At 63.2% G+C, this 25,340-nt stretch carries 20 protein-coding genes and 1 pseudogene; 5 read left to right on the top strand and 16 right to left on the bottom strand.

The window, feature by feature from the left end:
• From ACSSVC_RS07110 to ACSSVC_RS07175, 14 genes and pseudogenes are all read right to left on the bottom strand, one after another.
• On the bottom strand, positions 1–801 hold the full coding sequence (locus tag ACSSVC_RS07110) for a hypothetical protein (RefSeq protein WP_492612114.1): 801 nt from the start codon (positions 799–801) through the stop codon (positions 1–3).
• Positions 802–949: 148 nt separating this feature from the next.
• Entirely contained in the window at positions 950–1,546 is a 597-nt protein-coding gene (locus ACSSVC_RS07115) for a MarC family protein (RefSeq protein WP_123723472.1), read from the bottom strand.
• 63 nt (positions 1,547–1,609) lie between these two features.
• Complete coding sequence (locus ACSSVC_RS07120) at positions 1,610–4,396, bottom strand: hybrid sensor histidine kinase/response regulator (protein WP_346636314.1); 2,787 nt, start codon at positions 4,394–4,396, stop codon at positions 1,610–1,612.
• Positions 4,397–4,496: 100 nt separating this feature from the next.
• Positions 4,497–5,786, bottom strand: coding sequence for a phosphoribosylamine--glycine ligase (gene purD / locus ACSSVC_RS07125; protein ID WP_346636313.1), 1,290 nt, complete (start codon positions 5,784–5,786; stop codon positions 4,497–4,499).
• A gap of 189 nt (positions 5,787–5,975) precedes the next feature.
• A complete protein-coding gene (purH, locus tag ACSSVC_RS07130; protein ID WP_446439485.1) occupies positions 5,976–7,583 on the bottom strand; it encodes a bifunctional phosphoribosylaminoimidazolecarboxamide formyltransferase/IMP cyclohydrolase in 1,608 nt (535 codons plus the stop codon).
• 82 nt (positions 7,584–7,665) lie between these two features.
• The gene (fis, locus tag ACSSVC_RS07135) at positions 7,666–7,986 is read right to left on the bottom strand and encodes a DNA-binding transcriptional regulator Fis (protein ID WP_003186237.1); all 321 of its coding nucleotides are present in this window, start codon (positions 7,984–7,986) and stop codon (positions 7,666–7,668) included.
• A complete protein-coding gene (gene dusB / locus ACSSVC_RS07140; RefSeq protein ID WP_346636311.1) occupies positions 7,983–8,996 on the bottom strand; it encodes a tRNA dihydrouridine synthase DusB in 1,014 nt (337 codons plus the stop codon). The genes fis and dusB overlap by 4 nt, the downstream gene beginning before the upstream one ends.
• A gap of 196 nt (positions 8,997–9,192) precedes the next feature.
• Positions 9,193–10,500 carry a DUF3426 domain-containing protein gene (locus tag ACSSVC_RS07145; protein WP_346636310.1) on the bottom strand — a complete coding sequence of 436 codons (1,308 nt, stop codon included), beginning with the start codon at positions 10,498–10,500 and terminating at the stop codon, positions 9,193–9,195.
• Between the two features lie 30 nt (positions 10,501–10,530).
• A complete protein-coding gene (gene prmA / locus ACSSVC_RS07150) occupies positions 10,531–11,409 on the bottom strand; it encodes a 50S ribosomal protein L11 methyltransferase (RefSeq protein ID WP_102862993.1) in 879 nt (292 codons plus the stop codon).
• A 233-nt stretch (positions 11,410–11,642) separates the two neighbouring features.
• The gene (accC, locus tag ACSSVC_RS07155) at positions 11,643–13,004 is read right to left on the bottom strand and encodes an acetyl-CoA carboxylase biotin carboxylase subunit (protein WP_123726009.1); all 1,362 of its coding nucleotides are present in this window, start codon (positions 13,002–13,004) and stop codon (positions 11,643–11,645) included.
• A 17-nt stretch (positions 13,005–13,021) separates the two neighbouring features.
• Entirely contained in the window at positions 13,022–13,480 is a 459-nt protein-coding gene (accB, locus tag ACSSVC_RS07160) for an acetyl-CoA carboxylase biotin carboxyl carrier protein (protein WP_011059041.1), read from the bottom strand.
• Between the two features lie 24 nt (positions 13,481–13,504).
• Positions 13,505–13,960 (bottom strand): type II 3-dehydroquinate dehydratase, encoded by a 456-nt coding sequence (aroQ, locus tag ACSSVC_RS07165; RefSeq protein ID WP_025130565.1) that lies wholly within the window; start codon positions 13,958–13,960, stop codon positions 13,505–13,507.
• 235 nt (positions 13,961–14,195) lie between these two features.
• Positions 14,196–14,711 (bottom strand): annotated as a pseudogene (locus ACSSVC_RS07170) (methyl-accepting chemotaxis protein); the annotation flags it as partial.
• Positions 14,712–16,210: 1,499 nt separating this feature from the next.
• Entirely contained in the window at positions 16,211–17,881 is a 1,671-nt protein-coding gene (locus tag ACSSVC_RS07175) for a diguanylate cyclase (RefSeq protein ID WP_404938162.1), read from the bottom strand.
• A gap of 288 nt (positions 17,882–18,169) precedes the next feature.
• Between ACSSVC_RS07175 and ACSSVC_RS07180 the strand changes: the two genes are divergently transcribed.
• The 5 genes from ACSSVC_RS07180 (at position 18,170) to ACSSVC_RS07200 (ending at position 23,531) form a co-directional block, all read left to right on the top strand.
• Entirely contained in the window at positions 18,170–19,237 is a 1,068-nt protein-coding gene (locus tag ACSSVC_RS07180; RefSeq protein WP_123726007.1) for a DUF2333 family protein, read from the top strand.
• Between the two features lie 3 nt (positions 19,238–19,240).
• Entirely contained in the window at positions 19,241–19,777 is a 537-nt protein-coding gene (locus ACSSVC_RS07185; protein WP_346636307.1) for an NUDIX hydrolase, read from the top strand.
• A gap of 198 nt (positions 19,778–19,975) precedes the next feature.
• Positions 19,976–20,347 carry a translation initiation factor Sui1 gene (locus ACSSVC_RS07190; RefSeq protein WP_346636306.1) on the top strand — a complete coding sequence of 124 codons (372 nt, stop codon included), beginning with the start codon at positions 19,976–19,978 and terminating at the stop codon, positions 20,345–20,347.
• A gap of 222 nt (positions 20,348–20,569) precedes the next feature.
• The gene (speA, locus tag ACSSVC_RS07195) at positions 20,570–22,483 is read left to right on the top strand and encodes an arginine decarboxylase (protein WP_053148866.1); all 1,914 of its coding nucleotides are present in this window, start codon (positions 20,570–20,572) and stop codon (positions 22,481–22,483) included.
• Positions 22,484–22,658: 175 nt separating this feature from the next.
• Complete coding sequence (locus tag ACSSVC_RS07200; RefSeq protein ID WP_492612115.1) at positions 22,659–23,531, top strand: alpha/beta hydrolase; 873 nt, start codon at positions 22,659–22,661, stop codon at positions 23,529–23,531.
• Here the strand turns inward: ACSSVC_RS07200 and ACSSVC_RS07205 are convergent.
• Both ACSSVC_RS07205 and ACSSVC_RS07210 read right to left on the bottom strand, forming a co-directional pair.
• Entirely contained in the window at positions 23,525–24,871 is a 1,347-nt protein-coding gene (locus tag ACSSVC_RS07205) for an MATE family efflux transporter (protein ID WP_346636304.1), read from the bottom strand. The two genes, ACSSVC_RS07200 and ACSSVC_RS07205, sit on opposite strands and share 7 nt — an antisense overlap.
• 154 nt (positions 24,872–25,025) lie before the next feature.
• Positions 25,026–25,319, bottom strand: a complete 294-nt coding sequence (locus ACSSVC_RS07210; protein ID WP_102863000.1) for a hypothetical protein — start codon at positions 25,317–25,319, stop codon at positions 25,026–25,028.
• Positions 25,320–25,340 lie beyond the last annotated feature (21 nt).

Raw genomic sequence — 25,340 nt, forward strand, 5'->3', positions numbered from 1 at the left:
TCAATGCTCCCTCTTCAGAGGGCTGGAGGTCAGCCCCAGGCCTTTGAGTTGCCAGGTTCCTTGCACCTGCTGCCAGCTGAACTGCCGGCCCACCCAATCCACCTGCAAGGCATGATGCAGGCGCCCCTGGTCAATGCGCCGGCCTTCGTCCAGGGCCTTTCGCGCACGGGCGCCGGCTTGGTTGAACAGTGGCCAGAGCTGGCTCAGATTCATCTCCTTGCTGATCGGCAGTTGGGCATACACCCCCTGTTCCGCCGAGCTGAGCAGCAGCCCTTCCTTGCCCAGAAATGCGGCGCTGCGATTGTCCGGCGACACGGACACCAACATGGCGTAGTGGGAGAAACCCCAGCCGGGCAATCGCTCATCGAACCACAGGACTTGCCCGGTGGAGGGCACCAGGGCGCGTGCGCCCTCGGGGAACAGCAGCAGGTCGTTGCGCCCGAGCTGTGGCTGGCCCCAGTCGGGCTCGTCGCGACTTTTGACCGGGCTGAGGATGCGGGCCAGCGGCGTGTCGTTCTGCACCGCGATCAGCACGGTGCCGACCCCCATCCACTCGATGGTGGTGGCCAGCAGTACGGGCTGTCCGCCCTGGGTCGCCCCGGTGGGTTTTACATCGGTGATCTGCCAGGCGTTCAGCGGCCGATAGAGTTGGCCCTTGTAGGTGATTTCCCGGGGGCTGCTGCCGTCCCGGCGGTGGTACACCTTAAAGTCGCCAAAGCGCTCACTGGATTCACTGGTCTGGTTCAGCCAGGCCTCGAGCTTGGCCTGGGGCGATTCGGCTGCCAGCGTCGGGAGGGGCATGAGCAGGAGCCCGGCCAGCAGGCAGGCCAGGCCGCGCCCGATCTGTGCAAGGCACTGGGCGCGCGCTGGAGCGGGCCCAGTGCCGGTGGGTCGTTGAAGAGTCTGCATTGCGTTGCCTGTCGCTTGATTTGAGTATTGTCTGGCGGACCTAAGGCACCAGGTAGCCCCTGACTCCGGTGAAGATGATTTGCGCCGCCAGGGCACAGACGAACAGTCCCATCAGCCGGCTGACGATCTGCAATCCCTGGTCGCCGAGGATGCGTTCGATGCGGTTGGACAGGTACAGCACCACGCCCACGGTGAGGCTGGCCAGGGCGATGCTGAGGATGGCGGTGAGCTTGTCGTCCCAGTGGGGCTGGCTGACCCCCATCACCAGCAGGGCGCCGATGGTGCCCGGGCCTACGGTCAGGGGAATGGTCAACGGTACGATGGTCACGTCCTGCTGCACGTTGTCGGTCTGTACAGCCGACTTGCCCTGGGCCATGCCCAGGGCCGAGATGAACAGCACACTGCCCGCGCCGATGCGGAAGGCATCCACGGTGATGCCGAATACGCTGAAGATCACCCGCCCGAACAGGTACAGCAAGATGCTGGAGACCAGGGTGGCCAGGGCGACTTTCCAGGCCAGGCGTCGGCGTTCCTTGGAGGAGTAGCCCCGGGTCAGGCTGATGAAGCACGAGAGGACGAAGAACGGGCTATAGAGCACCAGCATCTTCAGGTAAACGCTGAACAGCACGTGGAGCATGGCAGGAGCTCACGACTAGGGAGGGCGAGCCAGAGTTTAACAGGCGCTGCAGAGGCTGTCGGCTCAACTGGTGTGTGCGGCGCTGCGCTCGCGCAGGTCGCGCTGGGTGACCCAGTGTTCCACCAGCTCGCGCAGTTGCGACAGCTCCACTGGCTTGGCCATGTGCCCGTCCATGCCGGCCTGGCGCGCGCGCTCCTTGTGCTCGGCGAGGATGTGCGCGGTCAGCGCCACCACCGGGGTGCGCACCCGTTGGTTGCCGACCTCCCAGGCCCGCAACTGCTGGGTGGCGGAGAAGCCGTCGAGCACCGGCATTTCGCAGTCCATCAGCACCAGGTCGTAGCGCTTGGCCTTCATTGCCTGCAGGGCCTCCTCGCCGTTGCTGGCGGTGTCGGGTTGCAGGTTGAGCTTGCCCAGCATGCCGCGGATGACCTTGGTGGAGATGCTGTTGTCCTCGGCCACCAGAATGCTGAAGTCGCTGGGCACAGTGACCGGCGCCGGGCCGGGTGTCGGGCTCAGGGGCATGTTGTAGGGGGCGGCGGGCGCCTTGTCACGCTGGTTGAGCTCGTCGGCCAGGGTGGTCTTGAGGGTGTAGCCGGCCACCGGCTTGGCGAGGATGCGCTTGATCCCGGCATTGCGCGCAATCACCTTGCTGGGCGCGTTGCTGATGCCGGTGAGCATGATCAGCAGGATGTCGTGGTTCAGGCTTGGGTCTTCCTTGATCTTCGCCGCCAGTTGCATGCCGGTCATGCCGGGCATGTTCTGGTCCAGCAGCACCACGTCGAAGTAGTCCCGCAGGTGCGCCTTGGTCCGCAGCAGGGCCAGGGCTTCCTTGCCCGAAGGCACGGCACTGACGTTCAGGCCCCAGGCGCTGCATTGCTGCACCAGGACCTTGCGGCAGGTGTCGTTGTCGTCCACCACCAGCACCCGTGCGCCCTGCAAGGGACCGTCGAGGTCGGCGGTGGGATGCTCCAGGCGCTCGGCGTCCAGGGGCAGGGTCAGCCACAGGGTGCTGCCCTGGTTGGTGCCGCTCTTGATGCCGAATTCGCCGTGCATCAGCAGGATCAGCTGACGGGCGATCACCAGGCCCAGGTTGCCGCCCAGGCGGGTGGTGGCGAGGAAGTTCTTGCTGTGCAGCTCGGTGTGCAGCAGCGCCTCGCGCTCTTCGGTATCCATGGGCTGGCCGCTGTCTTGTACGGCAATGCGCAGGCGCGGCTTGCTGCTGCGTTCGTCGAGGGCGACGACGATCAGCACTTCGCCTTCGTCGGTCTTCTTCAGGGCGTTTTCCAGGAGGCTCAGCAGGGCCTGGCGCAGGCGTGTCGGATCACCGCTGATGACCCGAGGCACCTGGGGCTGGATAAAGCTGATCAGCTCGACGTTCTGCTGCTCGGCCTTGGCCCGGAAGATACTCAGGCAATCCTCGATCAGGGCGTTGAGGTCGAACTGCACGTCGTCCAGTTCGATCTGCCCGGATTCCAGCTTGGAGATGTCGAGGATCTCGTTGATCAGGGTCAGCAGCTCGTTGCCGGCACTGTGGATGGTCTGCACGTAGTCGCGCTGCTTGACCGACAGAGGGGTGCCCAGCAACAGCTCGGTCATGCCCAGCACGCCGTTCATCGGCGTACGGATCTCGTGGCTGATCTTGGCCAGGAACTCGGCCTTGGCATTGACCTCGGCGGTGCTGGCGGCCAGGTCGCGGCTGACGCTGAAGCGGTTCTCGGTGATGTTGCGCTGGCGCTCGCCCAGGGCAATGCTCATCAGCAGCCCGGCGATGCACACCACGCTCAGCAGGGTGACGATCAGCCCTTGCGGCGCCACCAGGGTCAGGCCCAGCAGCGCCGGAAGTATCACCAGGGTGCCGAGGTTGAAAATCACCATGGCGGTCACGAACAGCCGAGCCGGACGGTAGCCCTTGTGCCAGTGGTAGCCGCCGACGAACAGCATGCTCAGGCCGGCCAGGGCCACCAGGCCGTAGGTGATGATGTTCAGCGGCAGGGTGCTGACGAACAGCAGCAACAGACCGAACAGGCCGATCAGCAGGATATTGCCCAGCAGCAGGCGGTTCAGCGGGTGCGGACCCAGTGGCGCAAAGAACCGGTAGGCGAACATCATCCCGCAGGGCGCGGTCAGCAGCAGGGCCACATAGGCGCCCGGAGTCTGCAGCGCTTGCCAGTCCGGCAGCCAGGGACCGAACAGGTTCAGCAGCATCAGCAGGCTGAGGGTCAGCAGGCCCTCACAGGCTGCCAGCCACAGGCTGCTGCGTGATCGGGTGTAGGCGAAGCGGGTGAGGTTGTGCAGGATCAGCATCGCCAGGCAGCCGAACAACAGGCCGTAGATCAGCGTCTGGCTCTGGTCGGCGGCGCCCATCACTGCCGATTGCAGGGTGATGTAGGGACGCAGTTCATGTTCGGACACCAGGCGCAGATAGACGTCCAGCGGCTTGGCACTTTGCGGCAGTGGCAGTATGAAGTCGCTGCTGGGCAGGGGCTTTTGGGCTTGCGACTGGCTGGAGCCGGTGTTCACTTGTTCGATCAGCTTGTCGCCGTCGAGCACGTAGAGATTCAGGTGGGACAGGTCGGGGGCAAAGATCCGCAGGATCTGCTCGTGGGTCCCCGGTTGGAGCTTGAAGCGCAACCACAGGGCGCCATCGGGTTCGGCAGCGGTCAGCTTGTCCAGCTCGATGGGGCTGAACTGGTTGGTGTAGCGCGGGGAGCGGATGTCACTGAGCTGCAGGTCGGCCTGTTCGTCGAGCAAAACCGCCCAGCCACTGCCTTGAGCGGCCAGGGCCGAATTCAAGCAGAGCAGGGTCAGCAATGTGACGGTGAAGCCTAGGGCAGTCCTGAGCCAGCGCACGGCGAAATCCCTTCATTGGTTGATGCCTGATTATAACTATGCGCGGCGTAATGACCGCACGGCAAGGGCGCAAGGCCCTTGCCGGGGGGCACTGGCAGCTTTACTCCTGGCCGCGCTCACGAGCAATGGCACGGTAGCCGATGTCGTTGCGGTAGAAGCAGCCCTGCCAGTCGATCTTGGCCGCCAGGCGGTAGGCTTGCTGCTGGGCTGCATCGACGCTGTCGCCCATGGCGGTGGCGCAGAGTACCCGGCCGCCGGAAGTCACGACCTGACCGTCCTTGAGTGCGGTGCCGGCGTGGAACACCTTGCCTTCCAGTGCAGCGGCGGCGTCCAGGCCAGTGATGGCCGCGCCCTTGGCATAGTCACCAGGATAGCCGCCGGCGGCCAGGACGATGCCCAGGCTTGGGCGTGGGTCCCACTGGGCTTCGACCTTGTCCAGGGCCTGGGCCAGGGCGGCTTCCACCAACAGCACCAGGCTCGATTGCAGGCGCAGCATCACCGGCTGGGTTTCCGGGTCGCCGAAGCGGCAGTTGAACTCGATGACTTTCGGGTTGCCAGCCTTGTCGATCATCAGGCCGGCATAGAGGAAGCCGGTGTAGACGTTGCCTTCCTCGGCCATGCCGCGCACGGTGGGCCAGATCACCAGATCCATCACCCGCTGGTGCACTTCGGAAGTGACCACCGGTGCCGGCGAGTAAGCGCCCATGCCACCGGTATTGGGGCCAGTGTCGCCGTCGCCGACGCGTTTGTGGTCCTGGCTGGTGGCCATGGGCAGCACGTTCTTGCCATCGACCATGACGATGAAGCTGGCTTCCTCGCCGTCGAGGAACTCCTCGATGACGACGCGGGAACCGGCATCACCGAAGGCATTGCCAGCGAGCATGTCGCGCACGGCTTCCTCGGCTTCGGCCAGGGTCATGGCGACGATCACGCCTTTGCCGGCGGCCAGGCCGTCGGCCTTGATCACGATCGGCGCACCTTTTTCCTGCAGATAGGCCAGGGCCGGCTCGATCTCGGTGAAGTTCTGGTAGTCGGCAGTCGGGATCTTGTGGCGTGCGAGGAAGTCCTTGGTGAAGGCTTTCGAACCTTCCAGCTGCGCGGCGCCGGCGGTTGGGCCGAAGCAGTCCAGGCCACGGGAGCGGAACAGATCCACCACGCCGGCCACCAGCGGCACTTCTGGACCGACGATGGTCAGGGAGACGTTTTTCTCGGCGAAATCCGCCAACTGTTCCAGGGCCAGGACGTCAATGGCGACGTTCTCGCACTTGGCTTCGATGGCGGTACCGGCGTTGCCCGGGGCGACAAACACTTTCTGAACCCGTGGGTCCTGAGCGACTTTCCAGGCCAGAGCGTGTTCACGACCGCCGCTACCAATGATCAGTACATTCATTTCAAAAACCTCGGATGACGCTAATTCTGTTTTGGAACCTGAAGAGCTGCACGCCTCAGGAGGTTGCAATGACAGTGCTAGATGCAAGGCGGAGCCCACCTCGATGAGCGCAGTTGCCTGTTGGCAATGAGCATCATCGAGGTGGGCTCCAACGCAGCAGATGCCGGTGTCAGTGCGACCGTTGTCGTATCAGTGACGGAAGTGGCGCATGCCGGTGAAGACCATGGCAATGCCCGCTTCGTCGGCTGCGGCAATCACTTCGTTGTCACGCATCGAGCCACCGGGCTGGATCACCGCGGTGATGCCGACCTTGGCGGCGTTGTCCAGGCCGTCGCGGAACGGGAAGAACGCGTCAGAGGCCATTACCGAGCCCGCTACTTGCAAACCGGCGTGCTCGGCCTTGATGGCGGCGATCCGCGCCGAGTTCACGCGGCTCATCTGGCCGGCGCCGACACCGATGGTCTGGCGGTTCTTGGCGTAGACGATGGCGTTGGACTTGACGAATTTGGCGACTTTCCAGGCAAAGATCAGGTCGTGGACTTCCTGTTCGGTCGGGGCGCGCTTGGTCACTACTTTCAGGTCGTCGGCACCGATCATGCCGATGTCGCGGCTCTGCACCAGCAGGCCACCGTTGACGCGCTTGTAGTCCCAGGCCGGTACGCGGTCTGCCGACCACTCGCCGCAGGCCAGCAGGCGCACATTGGCCTTGGCGGCGACGATGGCGCGGGCTTCTTCACTGACGCTCGGGGCAATGATCACTTCGACGAACTGACGCTCGACGATGGCCTTGGCGGTGGCTGCATCCAGTTCGCGGTTGAAGGCGATGATGCCGCCGAAGGCCGATTCGGTGTCGGTGGCGTAGGCCAGTTCGTAGGCCTGGCGGATGCCGCCTTCAGCGTCCGGGCTCACCGCCACGCCACAGGGGTTGGCGTGCTTGACGATGACGCAGGCCGGCTTGACGAAGCTCTTCACGCATTCCAGGGCCGCGTCGGTGTCGGCTACGTTGTTGTAGGACAGCTCCTTGCCTTGCAGTTGGGTGGCGGTGGCGATGCCGACTTCGGCAGGCTTGGCTTCCACGTAGAACGCCGCGCTCTGGTGCGGGTTCTCGCCGTAGCGCATTTCCTGGGCCTTGATGAACTGGCTGTTGAAGGTGCGCGGGAATTCGCTGCGACCTTCTGTGCTGAGGGTCTCGGCAGCCTGGTTCACGGTGCCCATGTAGTTGGCGATCATGCCGTCGTAGGCGGCGGTGTGTTCGAAGGCCTTGAGCATCAGGTCGAACCGCTGGGCGTAGGTCAGGCCGCCGGCCTTGAGGCTTTCCAGGATGCCGGCGTAGTCGCTGGCGTTGACCACGATGGCCACGTCCTTATGGTTCTTGGCCGCCGAGCGGACCATGGTCGGGCCGCCGATATCGATGTTCTCGATGGCGGTCGGCAGGTCGCAGCCGGGCTTGGAAATGGTGGCTTCGAAGGGGTAGAGGTTGACCGCTACCAGATCGATGGGCTTGATCCCGTGCTCGTTCATGATGGCGTCGTCGATACCGCGACGACCGAGGATACCGCCGTGGATTTTCGGGTGCAGGGTCTTGACCCGACCGTCCATCATTTCCGCGAAACCGGTGTAATCCGCGACTTCCACTGCGGCCACGCCGTTGTCCTGCAGCAGTTTGAAGGTCCCGCCGGTGGAGAGGATCTCCACACCGAGGGCTTCCAGCTCCTTGGCGAATTCGAGGATCCCGGTCTTGTCGGAAACACTGATCAAGGCGCGGCGGATCGGCAGGCGGATAGTCTGGTCGGTCATCTCAATTTCCATCAAAAGCAAAGGAGTCAGCAAAAAAGGCGACCGTTTTTTACGCGGGCGCCTTTCTGGTTTGATTGAATGCTTACAACAAATCGTACTGCTTGAGTTTCTTGCGCAGGGTGCCGCGGTTCAGGCCCAGGAGTTCGCTGGCCTTGGTCTGGTTGCCCTTGACGTAGTTCATCACGCTTTCGAGCAACGGAGCCTCGACTTCGGAGAGCACCAGGTTGTACACGTCCGTGACGGCAGCGCCCTCAAGGTGGGCGAAATAATTGTGCAGCGCCTTCTCGACACTCCCGCGAAGGGTCTGGCCTTCTTCGCTGGGTGTATTGAGGTGCTGTTTCAAATTCACGTTGTCGCTCACGGGTGTAGTTCCACTCACTAAAGTCTCGGTCATCATCGTCATGCGGCCACCCCCTCTCCGTCCCCTGTTTCCAGGCTCTTGTAACGTCCGGCAAAGAACTCACGAACGTTGGCGCATTGTGCTTCCGTATCTTCCAAACGATTGAAGTGGGCGCGAAACTCCCTGGCGCCCGGCAGGGTTGCGAGATACCAGCCCACATGCTTGCGCGCAATGCGGACGCCCATGACCTCCCCATAGAAGGCATGCAGCGCGGCCAGGTGCTCTAGCAGAATACGTTCCACTTCGAACAGCTCCGGTGCCGGGAGGGTTTCACCGGTACGCAGGTAGTGTTCGATTTCACGAAAAATCCATGGCCGCCCCTGGGCGGCCCGGCCGATCAACAACCCGTCGGCCCCGGTGGCGTGCAATACCTGCCGGGCCTTCTCGGGCGAGTCGATGTCGCCGTTGGCAAAGACCGGAATCGACACCGCCTGCTTGATCGCGGCAATGGTGTCGTACTCGGCTTCACCGGTGTACAGATCGGCCCGGGTCCGACCGTGGACCGCCAGTGCCGTGATGCCCGCCTGCTCGGCGATCTTCGCCACCGTCAGGCCGTTCTTGTTCTGCCGGTCCCAGCCGGTGCGGATCTTCAGGGTGACCGGTACGTCCACCGCGGCCACCACCGCCTGGAGAATCTCGTTGACCAGGGCTTCGTCTTTCAGCAATGCGGAACCGGCAGCCTTGTTGCAGACCTTCTTCGCCGGACAACCCATGTTGATATCAATAATCTGTGCGCCCAACTCGACGTTGGCGCGGGCGGCGTCTGCCAGCATCTGTGCATCGCCACCGGCAATCTGTACCGAGCGTGGCTCGGGATCGCCTTCGTGGATCATGCGCAACCGCGATTTGCGGCTGTTCCACAAGCTCATGTCGCTGGTGACCATTTCCGAGACTACAAGGCCCGCGCCCAACTGCTTGCAAAGCTGACGAAAGGGCTGGTCGGTGACACCCGCCATCGGGGCGAGAATCAAGCCGTTGTGCAATGTATATGGGCCGATGCGTACCGCCGACATAGGACTTCCCTGTTGTGGGGCCGGATCATGAGAGTTCGAAAAAGGGTTGGCATGATACCCGCTCTCGATGACTGGATAAAGGCTGAATTGGATAAAATCTGAACAGTTCTTCCGTTATCGCCCGGGGATCAATCTGAGCGATGCAGTCATAAATCTGTCGTCAATCCAGAGTTGTCCGTTAGTCTGATCAGCCGATTCACTCGGGCGAGTGGAAACTCAGACTGTAGTTCACGGCTTTCGGTCCGGGGTCGAGAATATCCAGGGCGATGTGAATCGGCGTCTGCGGCGGCATTTCCGCCACATCCTGCATCTCGCCGCCCAGATATTCCCCGGGTTTGAAGCTGCGGCTGGCAATCAGATGGCCGTTGAGGTCGGCGAAGCGCAGCTCCAGCAGTGGGAAGGGTTGGGAGAAGGGCGCGCGGTTATAGATGATGGCGTCCACCACCAGTGCTCCGCTGAATTCCGGGTGGCTGCGCACCACCAGGTTGCTGCTCTTGATTCGGGCGATATCCACGCGGGACGGTACCGTACAGCCAAATTCCGGGCACAACTCCTGGAACCACGGGCGGTACTGATCCTGGCGTGCGAGCTCGTCGAAGTGATACGCGATGTATTGTCCCGCCAGGCCGCCGGCGGCCAGCAGGATCAGCAGCAGCCAGAGCAGGCGCCGGCCCCAGGGGGAGCGGCGTTTCTGCCAATCGAGGTGGATTGGGTCGTCCACAAGGTCCAGCAGTACATCTTCCTGGACTCCGGGCTCGCTGCGTTCGCGGCGTTTCTTGCCGGGGGTGGCGGCTGGTGATGGTTCGTCGTGTTCGGCGGCGTCTGTGTGAGCCTGGGCCTCGAAGGGTTCCAGGTCGTCGTCCTGGCGCAGTTTCGGCGCCTTTGGTTCGTCATCCAGATCCGCCAGGTTGAAGGACAGCGACGGCTCGGTGCGGCTGGGGCGGGCCGGCTCGGGTTCAACGTCGTCCTGATGTGCCTGGGCCTTGAGGGGGGCCGGCTCTGACTCGTCGTGCTCGCCGGCGCTGCCGAACAGGCCGTCGGGCCAGTGGGCTTCATCGGCGTCCTGAGGGTCGCGACGGGCGCTGAGGCTGTCTTCCTGGTGTTCGCGTTCCTGGCCAAAGGCCTTGGCCGGCTGAATCTCCCGCTGCTCGAGCTTGGCCAATTCCTCGTCGAGGTCCAGGTGATCCAGGTCCATTTCGGCAGCCGACCATTGTTTCTGGCTGATGGCGCGCTGGGGAGGTGCCGCCGCAGGCGTAGGTACGGGGGCGGGCTGCTGTTCGGGTTTTGGCGTCGCTGCTACCGCAGGCGCGGTTGCCGGTTTCGCCGCCGGCCTGGATGTTGCGCTTTCCTTGGCGGCGCGCTGCTCAAGCAACTGCCGCGCGGCGTTGAACACCTGCAGGCAGGAGCCGCAGCGAACCACCCCGCGAGCCACGCTCAACTGAGCATGGCTGACACGGAACCTGGTTTGGCAATGCGGGCATTGGGTGACGAAACTGTCGGTCATGCGGCCATCCGGATTATGCAGGCGGCCATTCTAGCGCCGACGGCCGGTGATGCGCACCCAGCCATCGAGGGTGGCGATCGGGTCCAGATCGAAGTCCTGGGCATAGGCGGCAGCCACTTCCTCACCTTGTTCGGCGAGGATGCCAGAGAGTGCCAGGCGTCCTCCGGACTTCACCAGGCCCGACAGCTGCGGGGCCAGGGAGACCAGCGGGCCGGCCAGGATGTTGGCCACCAGCACATCGGCCTGGACCTGGGGCAGTTGCTCGGGCAGGTACAGTGGGAACAGTTCGTCGGCAATACCGTTGCGCCCGGCGTTGTCGCGGGAGGCTTCCAGTGCCTGCACGTCGATATCGGTGCCGACCGCTTGCTTGGCGCCCAGCAACAGGGCTGCGATGGCGAGGATTCCCGAGCCGCAACCGAAGTCCAGCACGTTGCAGTCCTTCAGGTCCTGGCCGTCCAGCCACTCCAGGCACAGCGCGGTGGTCGGGTGGGTGCCGGTGCCGAAGGCCAGGCCCGGGTCTAGCAGCAGGTTGACCGCGTCAGGCTCCGGTGCAGCGTGCCAGCTTGGAACTATCCACAGGCGCTGGCCGAAACGCATCGGCTGGAAGTTGTCCATCCAGCTGCGTTCCCAGTCCTGGTCCTCGATGACTTCGCTATGGTGCTCGGGCAGCGGGCTGCCGGTCAGCAGTTCCAGGTGAGCGAGCACGCTGGCGGCTTCGGTGCCGCCCTCGAACAGGGCCAGCAAGTGAGTGTGGGACCACAGCGGGGTGGTGTTCAGTTCGGGTTCGAAGATCGGCTGATCCTCGGCGTCCATAAAGGTGACCGAGACGGCACCGACTTCAAGAAAAGCGTCTTCATAGGTTTCGGCTTGTTCTGGGCTGATGGCGAGACGGACTTGCAGCCAAGGCATGGCGGGCACCTTTGAAAATATGTGATGTGCAGCCTAGCGGGCCGCGAGAAGCGCGCAAGTTTACGCGAGACGACCCGCAGGAGCGAGGGGGGATGCCGAGTGCTTGGTCGCGGTGGCGGTTGATCAGGGAATGGCCGCTGCGCGGTTCGCGAGCAAGCTCGCTCCTACAGGGCTGTGGGGGCGGATGCGACAAGGCCGCTCGAAAGCGGCCTTGTCGGTGTGGCGAGTACCGATCAGTGTTGCTCGGCCAGCTTGTGCTCGAGGTAGTGAATGTTCACGCCCCCTTTGCAGAAGCCTTCGTCACGGGTCAGATCGCGGTGCAGCGGGATGTTGGTCTTGATCCCGTCGACGACGATTTCGTCCAGCGCATTGCGCATGCGCGCCATGGCTTCGTCACGGGTCGCCCCGTAGGTGATCAGCTTGCCGATCAACGAATCGTAGTTCGGTGGAACCGCGTAACCGCTGTACAGGTGCGAGTCGACGCGCACGCCGTTGCCGCCCGGAGCATGGAAATGCTTGACCGTGCCTGGGCTTGGCATGAAGGTTTTCGGGTCTTCGGCGTTGATCCGGCATTCCAGGGCGTGACCGCGGATAACCACGTCATCCTGGGTGAACGACAGCTTGTTGCCGGCGGCGATGCTGAGCATCTCCTTGACGATGTCGATACCGGTCACCATTTCCGAAACCGGGTGCTCTACCTGTACGCGAGTGTTCATCTCGATGAAGTAGAAGCGGCCGTTCTCGTAAAGGAACTCGAACGTACCGGCACCGCGGTAGCCGATGTCGATGCACGCCTTGACGCAGCGGGCGAAGACTTCCTGGCGCGCAGTCTCGTCGATGCCCGGTGCCGGCGCTTCTTCGAGGACTTTCTGGTGACGACGCTGCAGCGAGCAGTCGCGGTCGCCCAGGTGGATGGCGTTGCCCTGGCCGTCGGACAGCACCTGAACTTCCACGTGACGTGGGTTGGTCAGGAACTTCTCCAGGTAGACCATCGGGTTGCCAAACGCTGCGCCGGCTTCGGAGCGGGTCAGCTTCGCCGAGGCGATCAGGTCTTCTTCCTTGTGCACCACGCGCATGCCGCGACCACCGCCGCCGCCAGCGGCCTTGATGATCACCGGGTAGCCGACTTCACGGCCAATGCGCAGGGCAGTTTCTTCGTCTTCCGGCAGTGGGCCGTCGGAACCTGGAACCGTAGGAACACCGGCCGCGATCATGGCGTGCTTGGCGGAAACCTTGTCGCCCATCAGGCGGATGGTGTCAGCTTTCGGGCCGATGAAGGCGAAGCCGGAGTTTTCCACCTGTTCGGCGAAGTCGGCGTTTTCCGCCAGGAAGCCGTAGCCAGGGTGGATTGCCGTAGCGCCAGTGACTTCAGCGGCCGCGATGATGGCCGGGATGTGCAGGTAGGACTGCGCGGCTTGCGCAGGCCCGATGCAGACGGATTCGTCCGCCAGGCCCAGGTGCATCAGCTCCTTGTCGGCCTTGGAGTAGACGGCGACGGTCTTGATCCCCATTTCCTTGCAGGCACGCAGGATCCGCAGGGCGATTTCGCCGCGGTTGGCGATCAGGACTTTTTCCAACTTCGCAGGCTTCAACATCAAAGACTCTCCGCGGTTCAAACGATGGTGAACAGCGGTTGGTCGTACTCAACCGGCTGGCCGTCTTCGACAAGAATGGATTCGATCACACCGCTGGTTTCAGCTTCGATGTGGTTCATCATCTTCATCGCTTCGACGATGCACAGGGTGTCGCCTTTCTTCACGCTCTGGCCGACTTCAACGAAGGCTGGCGAGGTAGGCGAAGATTTGCGGTAGAAAGTACCGACCATTGGCGAGCGGGCTACGGTGCCGTTCAGCGCAGGTGCGGCGGGTGCGGCAGGAGCGGCGGCGGCCGGTGCGGCTGCGGCAGGTGCAGCTACGGGTGCGGCAACGGGAGCCGGTGCGTAGTACTGCTGGGCTGGAGTCTTGCTGTGGCGGCTGATGCGTACGGACTCTTCGCCTTCCTTGATCTCCAGCTCGTCGATGCCGGACTCTTCCAGCAGTTCGATCAGTTTCTTAACTTTACGGATATCCATGAATCATCAACTCCCAAGGGTCGGTCAGGGGCGTTTAGCTTGTTGTTCAAGCTGCTCTAGTGCGGCCTCCAGGGCCAGTCGGTAACCGCTGGCGCCAAGGCCGCAGATCACTCCCACCGCAACGTCGGAGAAGTAGGAGTGATGGCGGAAAGGTTCGCGTTTGTGCACGTTGGACAAATGCACTTCGATGAATGGGATGCTCACCGCCAGCAGCGCGTCACGTAATGCGACGCTTGTATGCGTAAAAGCTGCTGGATTGATCAAAATGAAGTCCACGCCTTCATCGCGGGCAGCATGGATACGTTCGATCAATTCGTACTCGGCATTGCTCTGCAGATACTGCAGATGATGCCCGGCATCACGGGCCCGCTGCTCCAGATCCTGGTTGATCTGGGCCAGGGTGGTTGCACCGTAGACCCCCGGTTCACGGGTGCCGAGCAGGTTCAGGTTGGGTCCGTGAAGAACCAGTAGGGTGGCCATCGGTTGTTCCTTGTTATCGGGGTGCTGTTGTCAGAACCCGGCGACTATGCCGGAAAGACTTTATGACTGTCCAGTTCTCGGCAATAGCCAGCACGATGACCGATGTTTGCGCAAAATATGTGACCAAGCAGTTAAATCCGGTCATTTGCCTGCAGGGTAAGAGCACTGAACTCCCGGCCAGCCGTTTCACCGATGATCAGGCGTTTGTCGGGGAAAGCCGGGGCAGATGCACAGCTTAGACGCGGAAGGCTTGCACCGCTGTATGCAATTGTCCCCCGAGGTCCAGCAGGTTATCGCCCTGGGCCCGGCCTTCGCCAATGCGCAGCAGGTTGTCGCCGCCCAGTTGATGGATGCGCTCGCTGTGATCGCGGATCTCGCTGACCGCACCGCTTTGCTGGGCCGTGACGTCGGCGATGCGCACGGCGGTGTCGGCAATGGTCTGGATCGCCCCGACGATTTCGTCCAGGGCGCCGTCGGCAGCCTGGGCCTGGCTGGCGGTGGCTTCGGCGTGTTCCACCTGGGCGCGCATGCCTTGCACCGATTGTTGCGCGGCGGTCTGCAGGCCGGCGATCAAGGTCTGGATCTGCGCCGTGGCCCCGGCGGTACGCTGGGCCAGGGAGCGCACCTCTTCGGCGACCACGGCAAAGCCGCGGCCCATTTCTCCAGCACGGGCAGCTTCGATGGCGGCGTTGAGGGCCAGCAGGTTGGTCTGTTCGGCAATGGAGCGGATCACTGTCAGCACGCCGCCGATGGTGGCGGACTCCTGGGCCAGGTGCTCGATCATTTGCGCGTTGCCCTGTACCTCGCCCACCAGGGCGTGCAGCCCGGTCAGGCTCAGGCCTATGACTTTCTGCCCCTGTTGCACCGCAAGGCCAGCGCTGCGGCTGGCATCGGCGGCCTGGCTGGCGTCACCGGCAACCTGCTGGATGGTGGCTTCCAGCTCCCCCAGGGCATCGCGGATCTGGGCGGTGTCGCCGGCCTGGCGCTCGGCGCCGCTGTGCAGGCCGCTGCTGAGGTCGGCCAGGGCGCGGCTGCTGCCAGCCACTTGCTCGGCGTTCTGGCGAATGGTGCCCACCAGGTCCACCAGATAGGCTCGAAGGCGGTTCAGGGACTCTTCGATGGCGTGCAGTTCGCGGTTGGTCTTGCCCAACTGGATCGGCCGGCTGAAGTCGCCTTCGGCCCAGGTCGATAGCGCCGGGGCCAGGTTGGTCAGGACTCGGGCCAGCTTGCGCTGCAAGGTGTCGATGACCAGGGCGATCAGCAGGATCAGGCCAATCATCAGCCCCTGCATCAAGCGCACTTCGCCCTGGATCTGGCCGTGCTGGGCCCGTACCGCGGGTTCCAGCTCGGCGATGGCCTGGCGCACAGCGGTGATCTTCAACAGGGTCGCGGCGCTCAGGTCGGCGCGTTTCTGGATCTGTTGCCGGGTGCGTTCGAGTTCTGCCGGATAACGGTTGAGCAGGCTGTGGAGTTCGCGCTTGAGGCCGACGCCGGCGTCTTCTGCGGCGGCTTTCTGGGTGTTTTCCAGGCCCATCAGGGCAGCAAAATCATCGGTGCCCGATTCGCTGCTGGCGGTTACCCCTAATAAAGGCAGGGCTTCGAGCCGGTCGGCCTGGGCCTTGATATTGTTCACTTCGCGTTCGACATCGGCGGCCAGTTCGCTGCGGCCGCTGCTCACCAGCTTGTCCCGGGCCAGGGACAGTTTGCCCAGGTGCTGTGCAGCGGTGAGCAGCAAGGGCAGGTAAGTGGCGCCTTCTGTGGACTGGGTCCTGCTGGCGTACTGGCTGAGCTGTTCCAGGTTGGCGCCCAGCTCCCGCTCGGCCTGCAACAGCAGGGCCTGGGGATCGCCGGCCAGCTTGCCCGCGGCCAGCAGGTCGGTCCTGCTGAAGTCGTCCAGGCTGGCCAGGCTCGGGCGCAGGCTTTGCGCGAGCTGCGGCGGCAGCTCGGTCAGTTCGCCTTGCAGGGCCTCGATGGCCTGCGCCGCGCTACTCAGGCGCAGAGCGTCACCGCTGGCCAGGTAGTCTTCGATGTTGCGCGCCACCTGGTTTTGAAACTGCTGGGACAGTCCCAGGTAGCGCTCCATCAGCAGATAGGGGCGTTCCAGGGCTCGTTGCGACCACCAGAGCGTGGCCCCCAGGGCCAGGCAGACGGCAACTAACAGCAGGGTATTGAGATTGGTCAGCAGCTTCAGGCGCATCAGGGCTCTACCAACGGCAAAAATGGTAAGCGCCTGAATTTATTGCGTTTGTATTACAAGGTTATGACCGAATCTGTGGATTCGGATGAAAAGATGGCACTTTGACTTGATTGCCGTGCGGCCTGCACCCGGTTGCGTCCGCTGTGCTTGGCGCGGTACAGCGCCTCGTCCGCCTGGCTGGCCATCATCAGGCTGTCGGAGTCTTCCTGCATCTCAACCACGCCGGCGCTGAAGGTGCACCACAGGTCCTGGGGCTGGGCCGGGTAATGGATCTCGGCAAAGCGCTGGCGGATTTCGTCCAGCACTTTGCAGGCAGCGTCCTGATCGGTGTCGGGCATGACGATGGCGAACTCTTCGCCGCCGTAGCGGCCGATGAAGTCGGTCTTGCGCAGGCGCTGCTTGAGGAACAGGGCCAGGCTCTTGATTACCCGGTCGCCCATGGGGTGGCCATGGCTGTCATTGACCCGTTTGAAATGGTCGATGTCGAGCATGGCGAAGCTCAGTGGCTTGCTCTCGCGGCGAGCGCGGAAGCTGCAGTCTTCCAGCAGTTGCAGGATGTGGGTGTGGTTGTACAGGCCGGTGAGGCTGTCACGGACCATTCGCGCCTTGAGGTTGCGGGCCCGGGCCGCGCGGTTGCGCACGGTGGTGATCAGGTGCCGCGGCTTGATGGGCTTGGTGAGGAAGTCGTCGCCGCCTTCGCTCATGGCGTCCAGTTGCTTGTCCAGGTCGTCTTCGGCGGACAGGTAGATGATCGGCACACTGACATAGCGGTCGTTGTGGCGGATCACCTTGGCCAGCTCGGTCCCGGTGCAGGCCGGCATGTACATGTCGAGGATGATCAGGTCCGGCTGAAAGTCCGCCAGCTCGGCCATGGCCTGGATTGGCTCGATCAGGGTGCGGGTGACGATTCCGGCGCTGTTGAGCAGGCGCTCGGTATGCAGGGCCTGGGCCCGGGAGTCGTCGATGATCAGCACTTTATAAGGTTCGTACTGGGCGACGCAGGTCAGCACTTCGATCTTTTCCAGCAGGCTGGAGGCTTCCAGGGTGCCGGTGAGGAACTCCTGGCCGCCGGCGCGTACTGCCGCCAGGCGAGTCGGGGTGTCGGTTTCATGCAGGCTGAAGAACAGCAGCGGTAGTTTCTGTTCCAGGCCGACCTGGGCTTCGGCTGCCAGGGTCAGGCCCATGCCGGGGCCGCAGAAGTCTACGTCGATGACGATGGCCGCCGGCAAGCGCTCGACCATGGACGAACGAAAGGCGGCGATGCTGTCCAGGGACTGGGCCGTGAGGCCAAAGAATTCCAGTTGCTTGGCCAGGCGTTCGGCCCGGTCGTGATCCTGCAACATCACGTAGATAGGTTTGCGCAACGGTGGCAGGAAGGTCTGTTCCAACTGGTCGCCGTGGCGCAGGCCGGTGCGCGACAGGCGCTGCATCAAGCGATTGAGATCGGTGATCAGGTTGCTGCTCAGGCGACCGCGATTGGCATCGACCGCTTCCAGCGATTGGCCGATGCTGCGGGCCAGTTGGGTATGTTCGGGCTGTTCGAAGCGTTCAGCGAAACGCAGCAGGCGCAGGTTGGCTTCACACAGTTCCGACATGTCGTTGGTGGACCATTCGCTGCGCTGCAGACGCTGCCATATCTCAAGAATCTGACGTGCCTGATGAATTACCCGCTGGGCAAAGTGGTGCTTGAGGCGCTCACGGCTGGGGTCTTCTGGCTCGGTCATATCCTGACTACTAGTTAGGGTGCATGCTGAGATCGACTGGTGGCTCTATGCTAGCACCACTTTTGTATCCCATGAGTGTCGTACGTCAATAATGTGCAAAGCGGCGTTATTCAGTTCCTGACTGCCTGGTCGCATAGGCTCTGGAGTGTGCTTCATTTATAGTGACCGCCTGATTCGCAATCATTGCGCGGCGCGCATTTGCCGGAAGATTTATCCCGTCAAGGCAAGGCACGATGGAGTAGGGTTGTGGTCGAACCGATGAACCCAAGTGATTGAAAGGACATAGCCATGCTGGATTGGAAGAATCGCGCAGGCAGCGCGCCGGATCGTGCTGCCGAACCCAAGTCGGCGACACGCAGCTATTTCGGTGGCCTGCTGTTCAGTCGTGCCCTGGCCACCTTGCTGGGCCTGTATCTGTTGGTCACTGGCGGCCTGGGCTGGTACTGGAGCCAGGAACCTGCGCTGTTCCCGGTCCAGCAGAACGCCCAGATCGCTGCCGAGAAGGAAGGCCGGCAGATGGTGGTGGGCTACACCACCGTGGAAACCCTGAAGACCGTGGTCGGTACCTTGCTGGACAAGCCGGGTGGCTATATCTCCAACGACCGTTTTCCACCGGGCCTGTGGATGGACAACATGCCAAGCTGGGAATACGGCGTGCTGGTCCAGGTCCGCGACCTGACCCGAGCCTTGCGCAAGGACTTCGCCCGCTCCCAGTCGCAGTCCGCTGAAGACGCCGACCTGGCCAAGGCCGAACCGCGCTTCAACTTCGACAACAAGAGCTGGGTGCTGCCATCCAGCGAGTCGGAGTATCAGGAAGGCATCAATTCCCTTAGCCGCTACCAGGCTCGCCTTTCCGATCCAAACCAGAAGACCGCACAGTTCTATGCCCGTGCCGACAACCTCAACAACTGGCTGGGTGATGTAGGGACGCGCCTGGGCTCTCTGTCCCAACGGCTGTCGGCCAGTGTGGGCCGGGTCAAGCTCAACACCGCACTGAAAACCGAAGTGCCGGCCCCGGGCCAGGGTCCGCAGGTGGATGAAGAAGTGGTGGAAACCCCATGGATGCAGATCGACAACGTCTTCTACGAGGCCCGTGGCCAGGCCTGGGCGCTGTCGCACCTGCTGCGCGCGATTGAAGTGGACTTCGCCGACGTGCTGGCGAAAAAGAACGCCACGGTCAGTGTGCGTCAGATCATCCGTGAGCTGGAGGCATCCCAGGAGCCGGTCTGGAGCCCGATGATTCTCAATGGCAGCGGCTTCGGCGTCCTGGCCAACCACTCGCTGGTCATGGCCAACTATATTTCCCGGGCCAACGCGGCGGTCATCGACTTGCGCCAACTGCTCAATCAAGGCTGATCCATGGTTGCAACCACCAATGAGGCGGCCCATCGCGCCGCCTCCGACGCTGAAGAAATTGCCTGGGTCGATGGCGAAGACCAACTGTTGGGTGCCATGGTCCGCTCGGAGCTGCGCCAGCGCGGCCTGATCGGGCGTGGCACCTACATCATGCTGTTCAATTCCGCCGGTGAGCTGTGCGTGCACCGGCGCACCCTGAGCAAGGCCATCTATCCGGGCTATTGGGATGTCGCCGCAGGCGGCATGGTCCTGGCGACTGAAAGCTATGCCGAATCCGCCGCCCGGGAGCTGGAAGAGGAGCTGGGGGTGAGCGGGGTCGAACTGACCGCCCATGATCACTTCTTTTTCGAGGACACCGGCAACCGTCTCTGGTGTTCGGCGTTCTCTGCCGTGTGGGACGGTCCGCTGCGCCTGCAGCCGGAAGAAGTCCTGGAAGCGCACTTCATTCCCCTGGATCAGGTGCTGCGGGAAATCCACGAAAAGCCCTATTGCCCGGACTCCCTGGCCGCCTTGCAACGCTATCTGGCGCGTCGTCGTTAAAGTTGCATAAATTGACGCTGATTGGCTCTTAGCAACCGGGCTTTTTGCCGTTACACTGCGCGACTTTTCAAGCTGAACCGGCGGCGCTTGTTGCAAGCGCGCCGGGTCAGTAGCGCTGCCCCTGCCTGAGTGGGGCTTCGCGGTCGATGGCAGCGCCATATGCTTCGACCAGTCTTTGTCCTCCCAAGAGGATTGCCGGTGGCCAAAAAAGCCGCATCCTTCGCCGCCCTTGGTGGCCTGGTGTTTTCCACCGACGCAGGTCGACATTGCCCGGACTGTAGCCAGCCGGTGGCCGCCTGTATCTGCAAACAAACCGTGATTCCGGCCGGCGACGGCATTGCCCGCGTGCGTCGCGAGAGCAAGGGCCGTGGCGGCAAGACGGTGACCACCATCACCGGCGTGCCCCTGGCCGAAGACGCCCTCAGGGAGCTTGCCACGACGTTGAAGAAACGTTGTGGTACCGGTGGCGCCTTGAAGGACGGCGTCATTGAAATCCAGGGTGACCATGTCGAGCTACTCTTGGCGGAACTGGTCAAGCACGGTTTCAAGGCGAAGAAGTCCGGCGGCTAGCAGCCTCTGTGAAAACCACCTCTGACTGGACGCTGTCTTGATTGGCTCAGGACGCTGGCGTCGTCTCCATGGTTTTCACAGAGCCTGTTCATGAACGGTTTCTAAACTCAGCACGGCATGCGCGGTCTATTGCGCTTGCAGGCTAATCGTCATTTTCATTCTTTAGACTGCGCCGACCCCGGATTGGGGCGGCGCTCTATGACTTCTTTATAGGGGACTTCGATGTCCGTACGACGCACACGTAAAGACGATGGCAGCCAATGGACAGTTGCGGACAGCCGCAGTGTTTACGGGATTCGCCATTGGGGGGCCGGGTATTTCGCGATCAATGACGCCGGTCGCGTCGAAGTTCGTCCGAACGGCCCGAGCAGTTTGCCCATCGATCTGTTCGAACAAGTCGAGGAGCTGCGCAAGAGCGGCTTGTCCCTGCCTTTGCTGGTGCGCTTCCCGGACATCCTCCAGGACCGCGTGCGCCAGCTGACCGGCGCTTTCGACGCCAACATCGGCCGCCTGGAATACCAGAGCAAGTACACCGCCCTGTACCCGATCAAGGTTAACCAGCAGGAAGCGGTGATCGAGAACATCATCGCTACCCAGAATGTCTCCATTGGCCTGGAAGCCGGCTCCAAGCCGGAGCTGCTGGCGGTCCTGGCCCTGGCGCCCAAGGGCGGCACCATCGTTTGCAACGGCTACAAGGATCGCGAGTTCATCCGCCTGGCGCTGATGGGCCAGAAGCTCGGTCACAACGTGTTCATCGTCATCGAGAAAGAGTCCGAAGTGGGCCTGGTGATCGAGGAAGCGGCGTCCCTCAAGGTCAAGCCACAAGTGGGCCTGCGGGTACGCCTGTCGTCCCTGGCTTCGAGCAAATGGGCCGACACCGGTGGTGAAAAGTCCAAGTTCGGCCTGTCGGCGGCGCAACTGCTGTCGGTGGTGGAGCGTTTCCGCGCCGCCGGCCTGGACCAGGGCATTCGCCTGCTGCACTTCCACATGGGCTCGCAGATCGCCAACCTGGCGGACTACCAGCACGGCTTCAAGGAAGCCATCCGCTACTACGGCGAATTGCGCAACCTCGGCCTGCCGGTGGACCACATCGACGTCGGTGGCGGCCTCGGCGTGGACTACGACGGTACCCACTCGCGCAATGCCAGCTCGATCAACTACGACATGGACGACTACGCCGGCGTGGTGGTGGGCATGCTCAAGGAATTCTGCGATGCGCAGAACCTGCCGCATCCGCACATTTTCTCCGAGAGCGGTCGTTCCCTGACTGCCCACCACGCCATGCTGGTGGTGCAGGTCACCGACGTCGAGAAACACAACGACGACGTGCCGAAGATCGAAAACAAGGAAGAGCTGCCGGAAACCGTGCAATGGCTGGTGGACCTGCTGGGTCCGACCGACATCGAGATGGTCACCGAAACTTACTGGCGCGCCACTCACTACATGAGCGACGTGGCGGCCCAGTATGCCGACGGCAAGCTGACCCTGGCCGAAAAAGCCCTGGCCGAGCAGTGCTACTTCGCGGTATGCCGTCGCCTGCACAACTCCCTCAAGGCGCGTCAGCGTTCCCACCGCCAGGTGCTGGACGAACTCAACGACAAGCTGGCCGACAAGTACATCTGCAACTTCTCGGTGTTCCAGAGCCTGCCGGACACCTGGGCCATCGGCCAGGTGCTGCCGATCCTGCCGCTGCACCGTCTCGACGAAGAGCCCCTGCGCCGTGCCGTGTTGCAGGACCTGACCTGCGACTCCGACGGCAAGATCAAGCAGTACGTCGACGAGCAGAGCATCGAGACCAGCCTGCCGGTACACGGCCTCAATGAGGGTGAGGACTACCTGTTGGGGATCTTCCTGGTGGGCGCCTACCAGGAAATTCTTGGCGACATGCACAACCTGTTCGGCGACACCGACTCAGTGAACATCTACCAGCGGGCCAATGGCAGCGTGTACCACGCCGGGATCGAGACCCACGACACCATCGAGGACATGCTGCGCTACGTGCACCTGTCGCCGGAGGAGTTGATGACCCACTACCGCGACAAGGTGGCCAGCGCCAAGATCAGCGCCGCCGAGCGCACCCAGTTCCTCGACGCCTTGCGTCTGGGCCTGACCCGCTCGTCCTACCTGTCGTCCTGAGGGCCCGGGCATCCCCGGTGATGCCCGTCCCGCCCCCGCACAAAGCCGCGCCCTGCGATGGAGGGCGCGGTTTTTTTTTGCGCGGCTTTCACGTTTGTCACTGAAGAGGGGCCCCCGTCCCATTTGCAGCTAGCCTGCGAAGAGGCGTCCATGATGGGCGCAACGAGGCTTGCTGATGCTCAATACATCCAAGGGCGCCTGGCGTCTGTTGTTCAGCACCCTGGTGCTCAGCCTGCTGGCGGCGTGCTCACCGCTCAAAGTGCTCAATTCCCTGACACCCGGCAGCACCTTTATCAAGACTCGGGACATTGCCTACGGCAGCGATCCCCGGCAGAAGCTGGATGTCTATCAGCCCCGGCAGGTGGTTCCCGGTGCGCCGGTGGTGTTCTTTTATGGCGGCAGTTGGAACAGTGGCTCGCGCAGCGACTACGACTTCGTCGGCGAGGCCCTGGCCTCTCGGGGCATGGTGGTGGTCCTGGCGGACTACCGGCTGTATCCACAGGTGCGCTACCCGGCCTTTCTCGAAGACGCGGCCCGCGCCGTGGCCTGGACCCATGAACATATTGGTGAATTTGGCGCCGACCCGCGGCGGCTGTATCTGATGGGGCACAGTTCCGGCGCCTACAACGTGGCCATGCTCGCCCTGGACTCGCGCTTGCTGGGGCAAGTCGGGCTGACGCCGCAGATCATCAAGGGCTGGATCGGCCTGGCCGGGCCCTATGACTTTCTGCCGATCCGCAACCCCGAGGTGCGCCCGGTGTTTTTCTACCCCGACTCGCCGCCGGACTCGCAGCCCATCAACCATGTCAGCCGGGGCGCGCCACCGGCACTGTTGATCGCGTCCAGCGAAGACTCCCTGGTCAACCCGCAGCGCAATACCGGCGGTCTGGCCAGCAAGCTGCGAGCGGCAGGCGTGCCGGTGCAGGAGTTCTACTTCTCCCGCACGGGCCACGCCACTCTGGTAGCGGCCTTGTCCCGGCCCTTGCGCGGCCTGGCTCCGGTACTGGATCGGGTCAGTGGTTTTGTCGAGTCGACGCCGACTCAGTGAGTTCCGGCAAACCAGCCGTCGCGTCGCTCCAGGTGCCAGGCGAAGGCTGCCAGAGTCAGGCTGCGCAGGAGCATGAACAGCAGAAAGGTCAGCCACAGGCCGTGGTTGCCGAAGCCTTGCAGTGCCCAGGCGAAAGGTAGCAGCAGGAGCACGGTGAGGAGCATGCCGTTGCGCATTTCCCGGGCTCGGGTGGCACCGATGAACAGACCGTCCAGCAGGTAGCTCCAGACGGCGATCAGGGGCAGCACGGCAAGGTAGGGCAAATAGGTGAAGGCGGTCTGGCGGACCTCGGGAATGTTGGTCTGCATTTCGATGAACAGGTGGCCTCCCAGCAGGAACAGCACGGCAAAACCCAGGCTGGCCAACAGCGACCAGCCGCCGGCCACCACCAGCGAACGGCGCAGGGCCTGGCGATCGTGGGCGCCGATGGCGTGGCCGCACAGGGCCTCTACCGCGTGGGCCAGTCCGTCCAGCGCGTGGGCGGTGAGCAGCAGGCCGTTGAGCAGCAGGGCATTGGCTGCCACCGTGGCATCCCCGAGGCGCGCACCTTGTACGGTAATCAGGAAAAACACCGATTGCAGGGCCAGGCTGCGGATGAAGATGTCACGGTTCACTGCCAACAGTGGGCGCCAGCTTTGCCAGCGGCGCAGCGTGGCCCAGACGATCTGCCCCGGGTAGGCGCGCAGGGCCGGACGAGTCATGGCCAGGCCGATCAGGGCGCCGGTCCATTCGGCGATCACCGAGGCCCGGGCCGAGCCCACCACGCCCCAGTCCAGGCCCAGGACGAACCACAGGTTGAGAGCGATGTTCACCAGGTTGGTGCTGAGCAGGATGGTCAGCGGCGCCCGGGCGTTCTGGGTGCCGAGAAACCAGCCCACCAGGGCGAAGCTGGCCAGGGCCGCGGGCAGGCCCAGCAGGCGTGTGTGGAAGAATGCCCGGGTCATCTGGTCCAGGTCCGCCGAGGGCTGCATCAGATGCAAGGCGGCGCCGCTGAGGGGGACACCGATGGCGCCCAGCACCAGTGCCAGGCCCAACGCCAGCAGCAGCCCCTGGAGCAGGATCTGGCGCAGGGCTGCGCCGTCGCCACGGCCGGCGGCCTGGGCAGCGAACCCGGTGGCCCCCATGCGCAGGAAGCCCATGGCCCAGGCCAGGAAGGTGTAGAGGCTGGCGCCAACCGCCACCGCGCCCAGTTGATGGGCGTGGGGCAGGTGACCGATCACCGTGCTGTCCACCAGAGCCACCAGGGGCACGGAAATATTCGACAGAATCATCGGCGCGGCCAGGGCCCAGACGCGACGATGGGTAGGGCGATGACGCCAATCGGTGATCAGGGGGGACATGCAGGCTCCTTGCGAGAGCCGGCATTGTAGCCTCGGCGCCAGGATGCGCCGAGGTTTAAGTCGCGGTTGAGGATCTGCCGCGCTTCGGTGATGCCGCGTTGCAAATCGCTGACCGGCGCTTGCGAGTGGGTGAGCAGGTTCTGACGCCAGCGGATCAGTGGATGATCCAGCTCAGCAGCCAGAGGCCGAGCACCAGCCAGATGATGCCGAGGATGATCGAGGCGCGCATGAAGGCACGGATCGCCGAGTAGAGGAACATCAGGCCGATGATCAGGCCGATGATGCTGACGATGGAGGTGTCCATTCCCAGTGCCCGGGACAGCCCGTCGACGAAGTTGCCACCGGCATGGGTCAGGGTATTGAACAACCCGCTGAGCAGGTCGACGATAAACCGGATGACCGAACCTATGGCCTGGCCAAGCCACTCGAAGAAGCTTTCTACCTGCATGTGTGTGTCCTGATGAAAGAG

It is taken from the genome of Pseudomonas sp. E1BtOHC1 (genome assembly GCF_058744285.1).

Bases quoted from the DNA above. Each gene is read 5' to 3' on its own strand.
- ACSSVC_RS07175 (WP_404938162.1), bottom strand. From the start codon at position 17,881: ATGACCGAGCCAGAAGACCCCAGCCGTGAGCGCCTCAAGCACCACTTT.
- accC (WP_123726009.1), bottom strand. From the start codon at position 13,004: ATGTTGAAGCCTGCGAAGTTGGAAAAAGTCCTGATCGCCAACCGCGGC.
- dusB (WP_346636311.1), bottom strand. From the start codon at position 8,996: ATGTCGGCGGTACGCATCGGCCCATATACATTGCACAACGGCTTGATT.
- aroQ (WP_025130565.1), bottom strand. From the start codon at position 13,960: ATGGCCACCCTACTGGTTCTTCACGGACCCAACCTGAACCTGCTCGGC.
- ACSSVC_RS07110 (WP_492612114.1), bottom strand. From the start codon at position 801: ATGCCCCTCCCGACGCTGGCAGCCGAATCGCCCCAGGCCAAGCTCGAG.
- speA (WP_053148866.1), top strand. From the start codon at position 20,570: ATGTCCGTACGACGCACACGTAAAGACGATGGCAGCCAATGGACAGTT.
- ACSSVC_RS07185 (WP_346636307.1), top strand. From the start codon at position 19,241: ATGGTTGCAACCACCAATGAGGCGGCCCATCGCGCCGCCTCCGACGCT.
- ACSSVC_RS07200 (WP_492612115.1), top strand. From the start codon at position 22,659: ATGCTCAATACATCCAAGGGCGCCTGGCGTCTGTTGTTCAGCACCCTG.
- ACSSVC_RS07180 (WP_123726007.1), top strand. From the start codon at position 18,170: ATGCTGGATTGGAAGAATCGCGCAGGCAGCGCGCCGGATCGTGCTGCC.
- purH (WP_446439485.1), bottom strand. From the start codon at position 7,583: ATGACCGACCAGACTATCCGCCTGCCGATCCGCCGCGCCTTGATCAGT.
- fis (WP_003186237.1), bottom strand. From the start codon at position 7,986: ATGACGATGATGACCGAGACTTTAGTGAGTGGAACTACACCCGTGAGC.
- ACSSVC_RS07210 (WP_102863000.1), bottom strand. From the start codon at position 25,319: ATGCAGGTAGAAAGCTTCTTCGAGTGGCTTGGCCAGGCCATAGGTTCG.
- purD (WP_346636313.1), bottom strand. From the start codon at position 5,786: ATGAATGTACTGATCATTGGTAGCGGCGGTCGTGAACACGCTCTGGCC.
- ACSSVC_RS07205 (WP_346636304.1), bottom strand. From the start codon at position 24,871: ATGTCCCCCCTGATCACCGATTGGCGTCATCGCCCTACCCATCGTCGC.
- accB (WP_011059041.1), bottom strand. From the start codon at position 13,480: ATGGATATCCGTAAAGTTAAGAAACTGATCGAACTGCTGGAAGAGTCC.
- ACSSVC_RS07115 (WP_123723472.1), bottom strand. From the start codon at position 1,546: ATGCTCCACGTGCTGTTCAGCGTTTACCTGAAGATGCTGGTGCTCTAT.
- ACSSVC_RS07145 (WP_346636310.1), bottom strand. From the start codon at position 10,500: ATGACCGACAGTTTCGTCACCCAATGCCCGCATTGCCAAACCAGGTTC.
- prmA (WP_102862993.1), bottom strand. From the start codon at position 11,409: ATGCCTTGGCTGCAAGTCCGTCTCGCCATCAGCCCAGAACAAGCCGAA.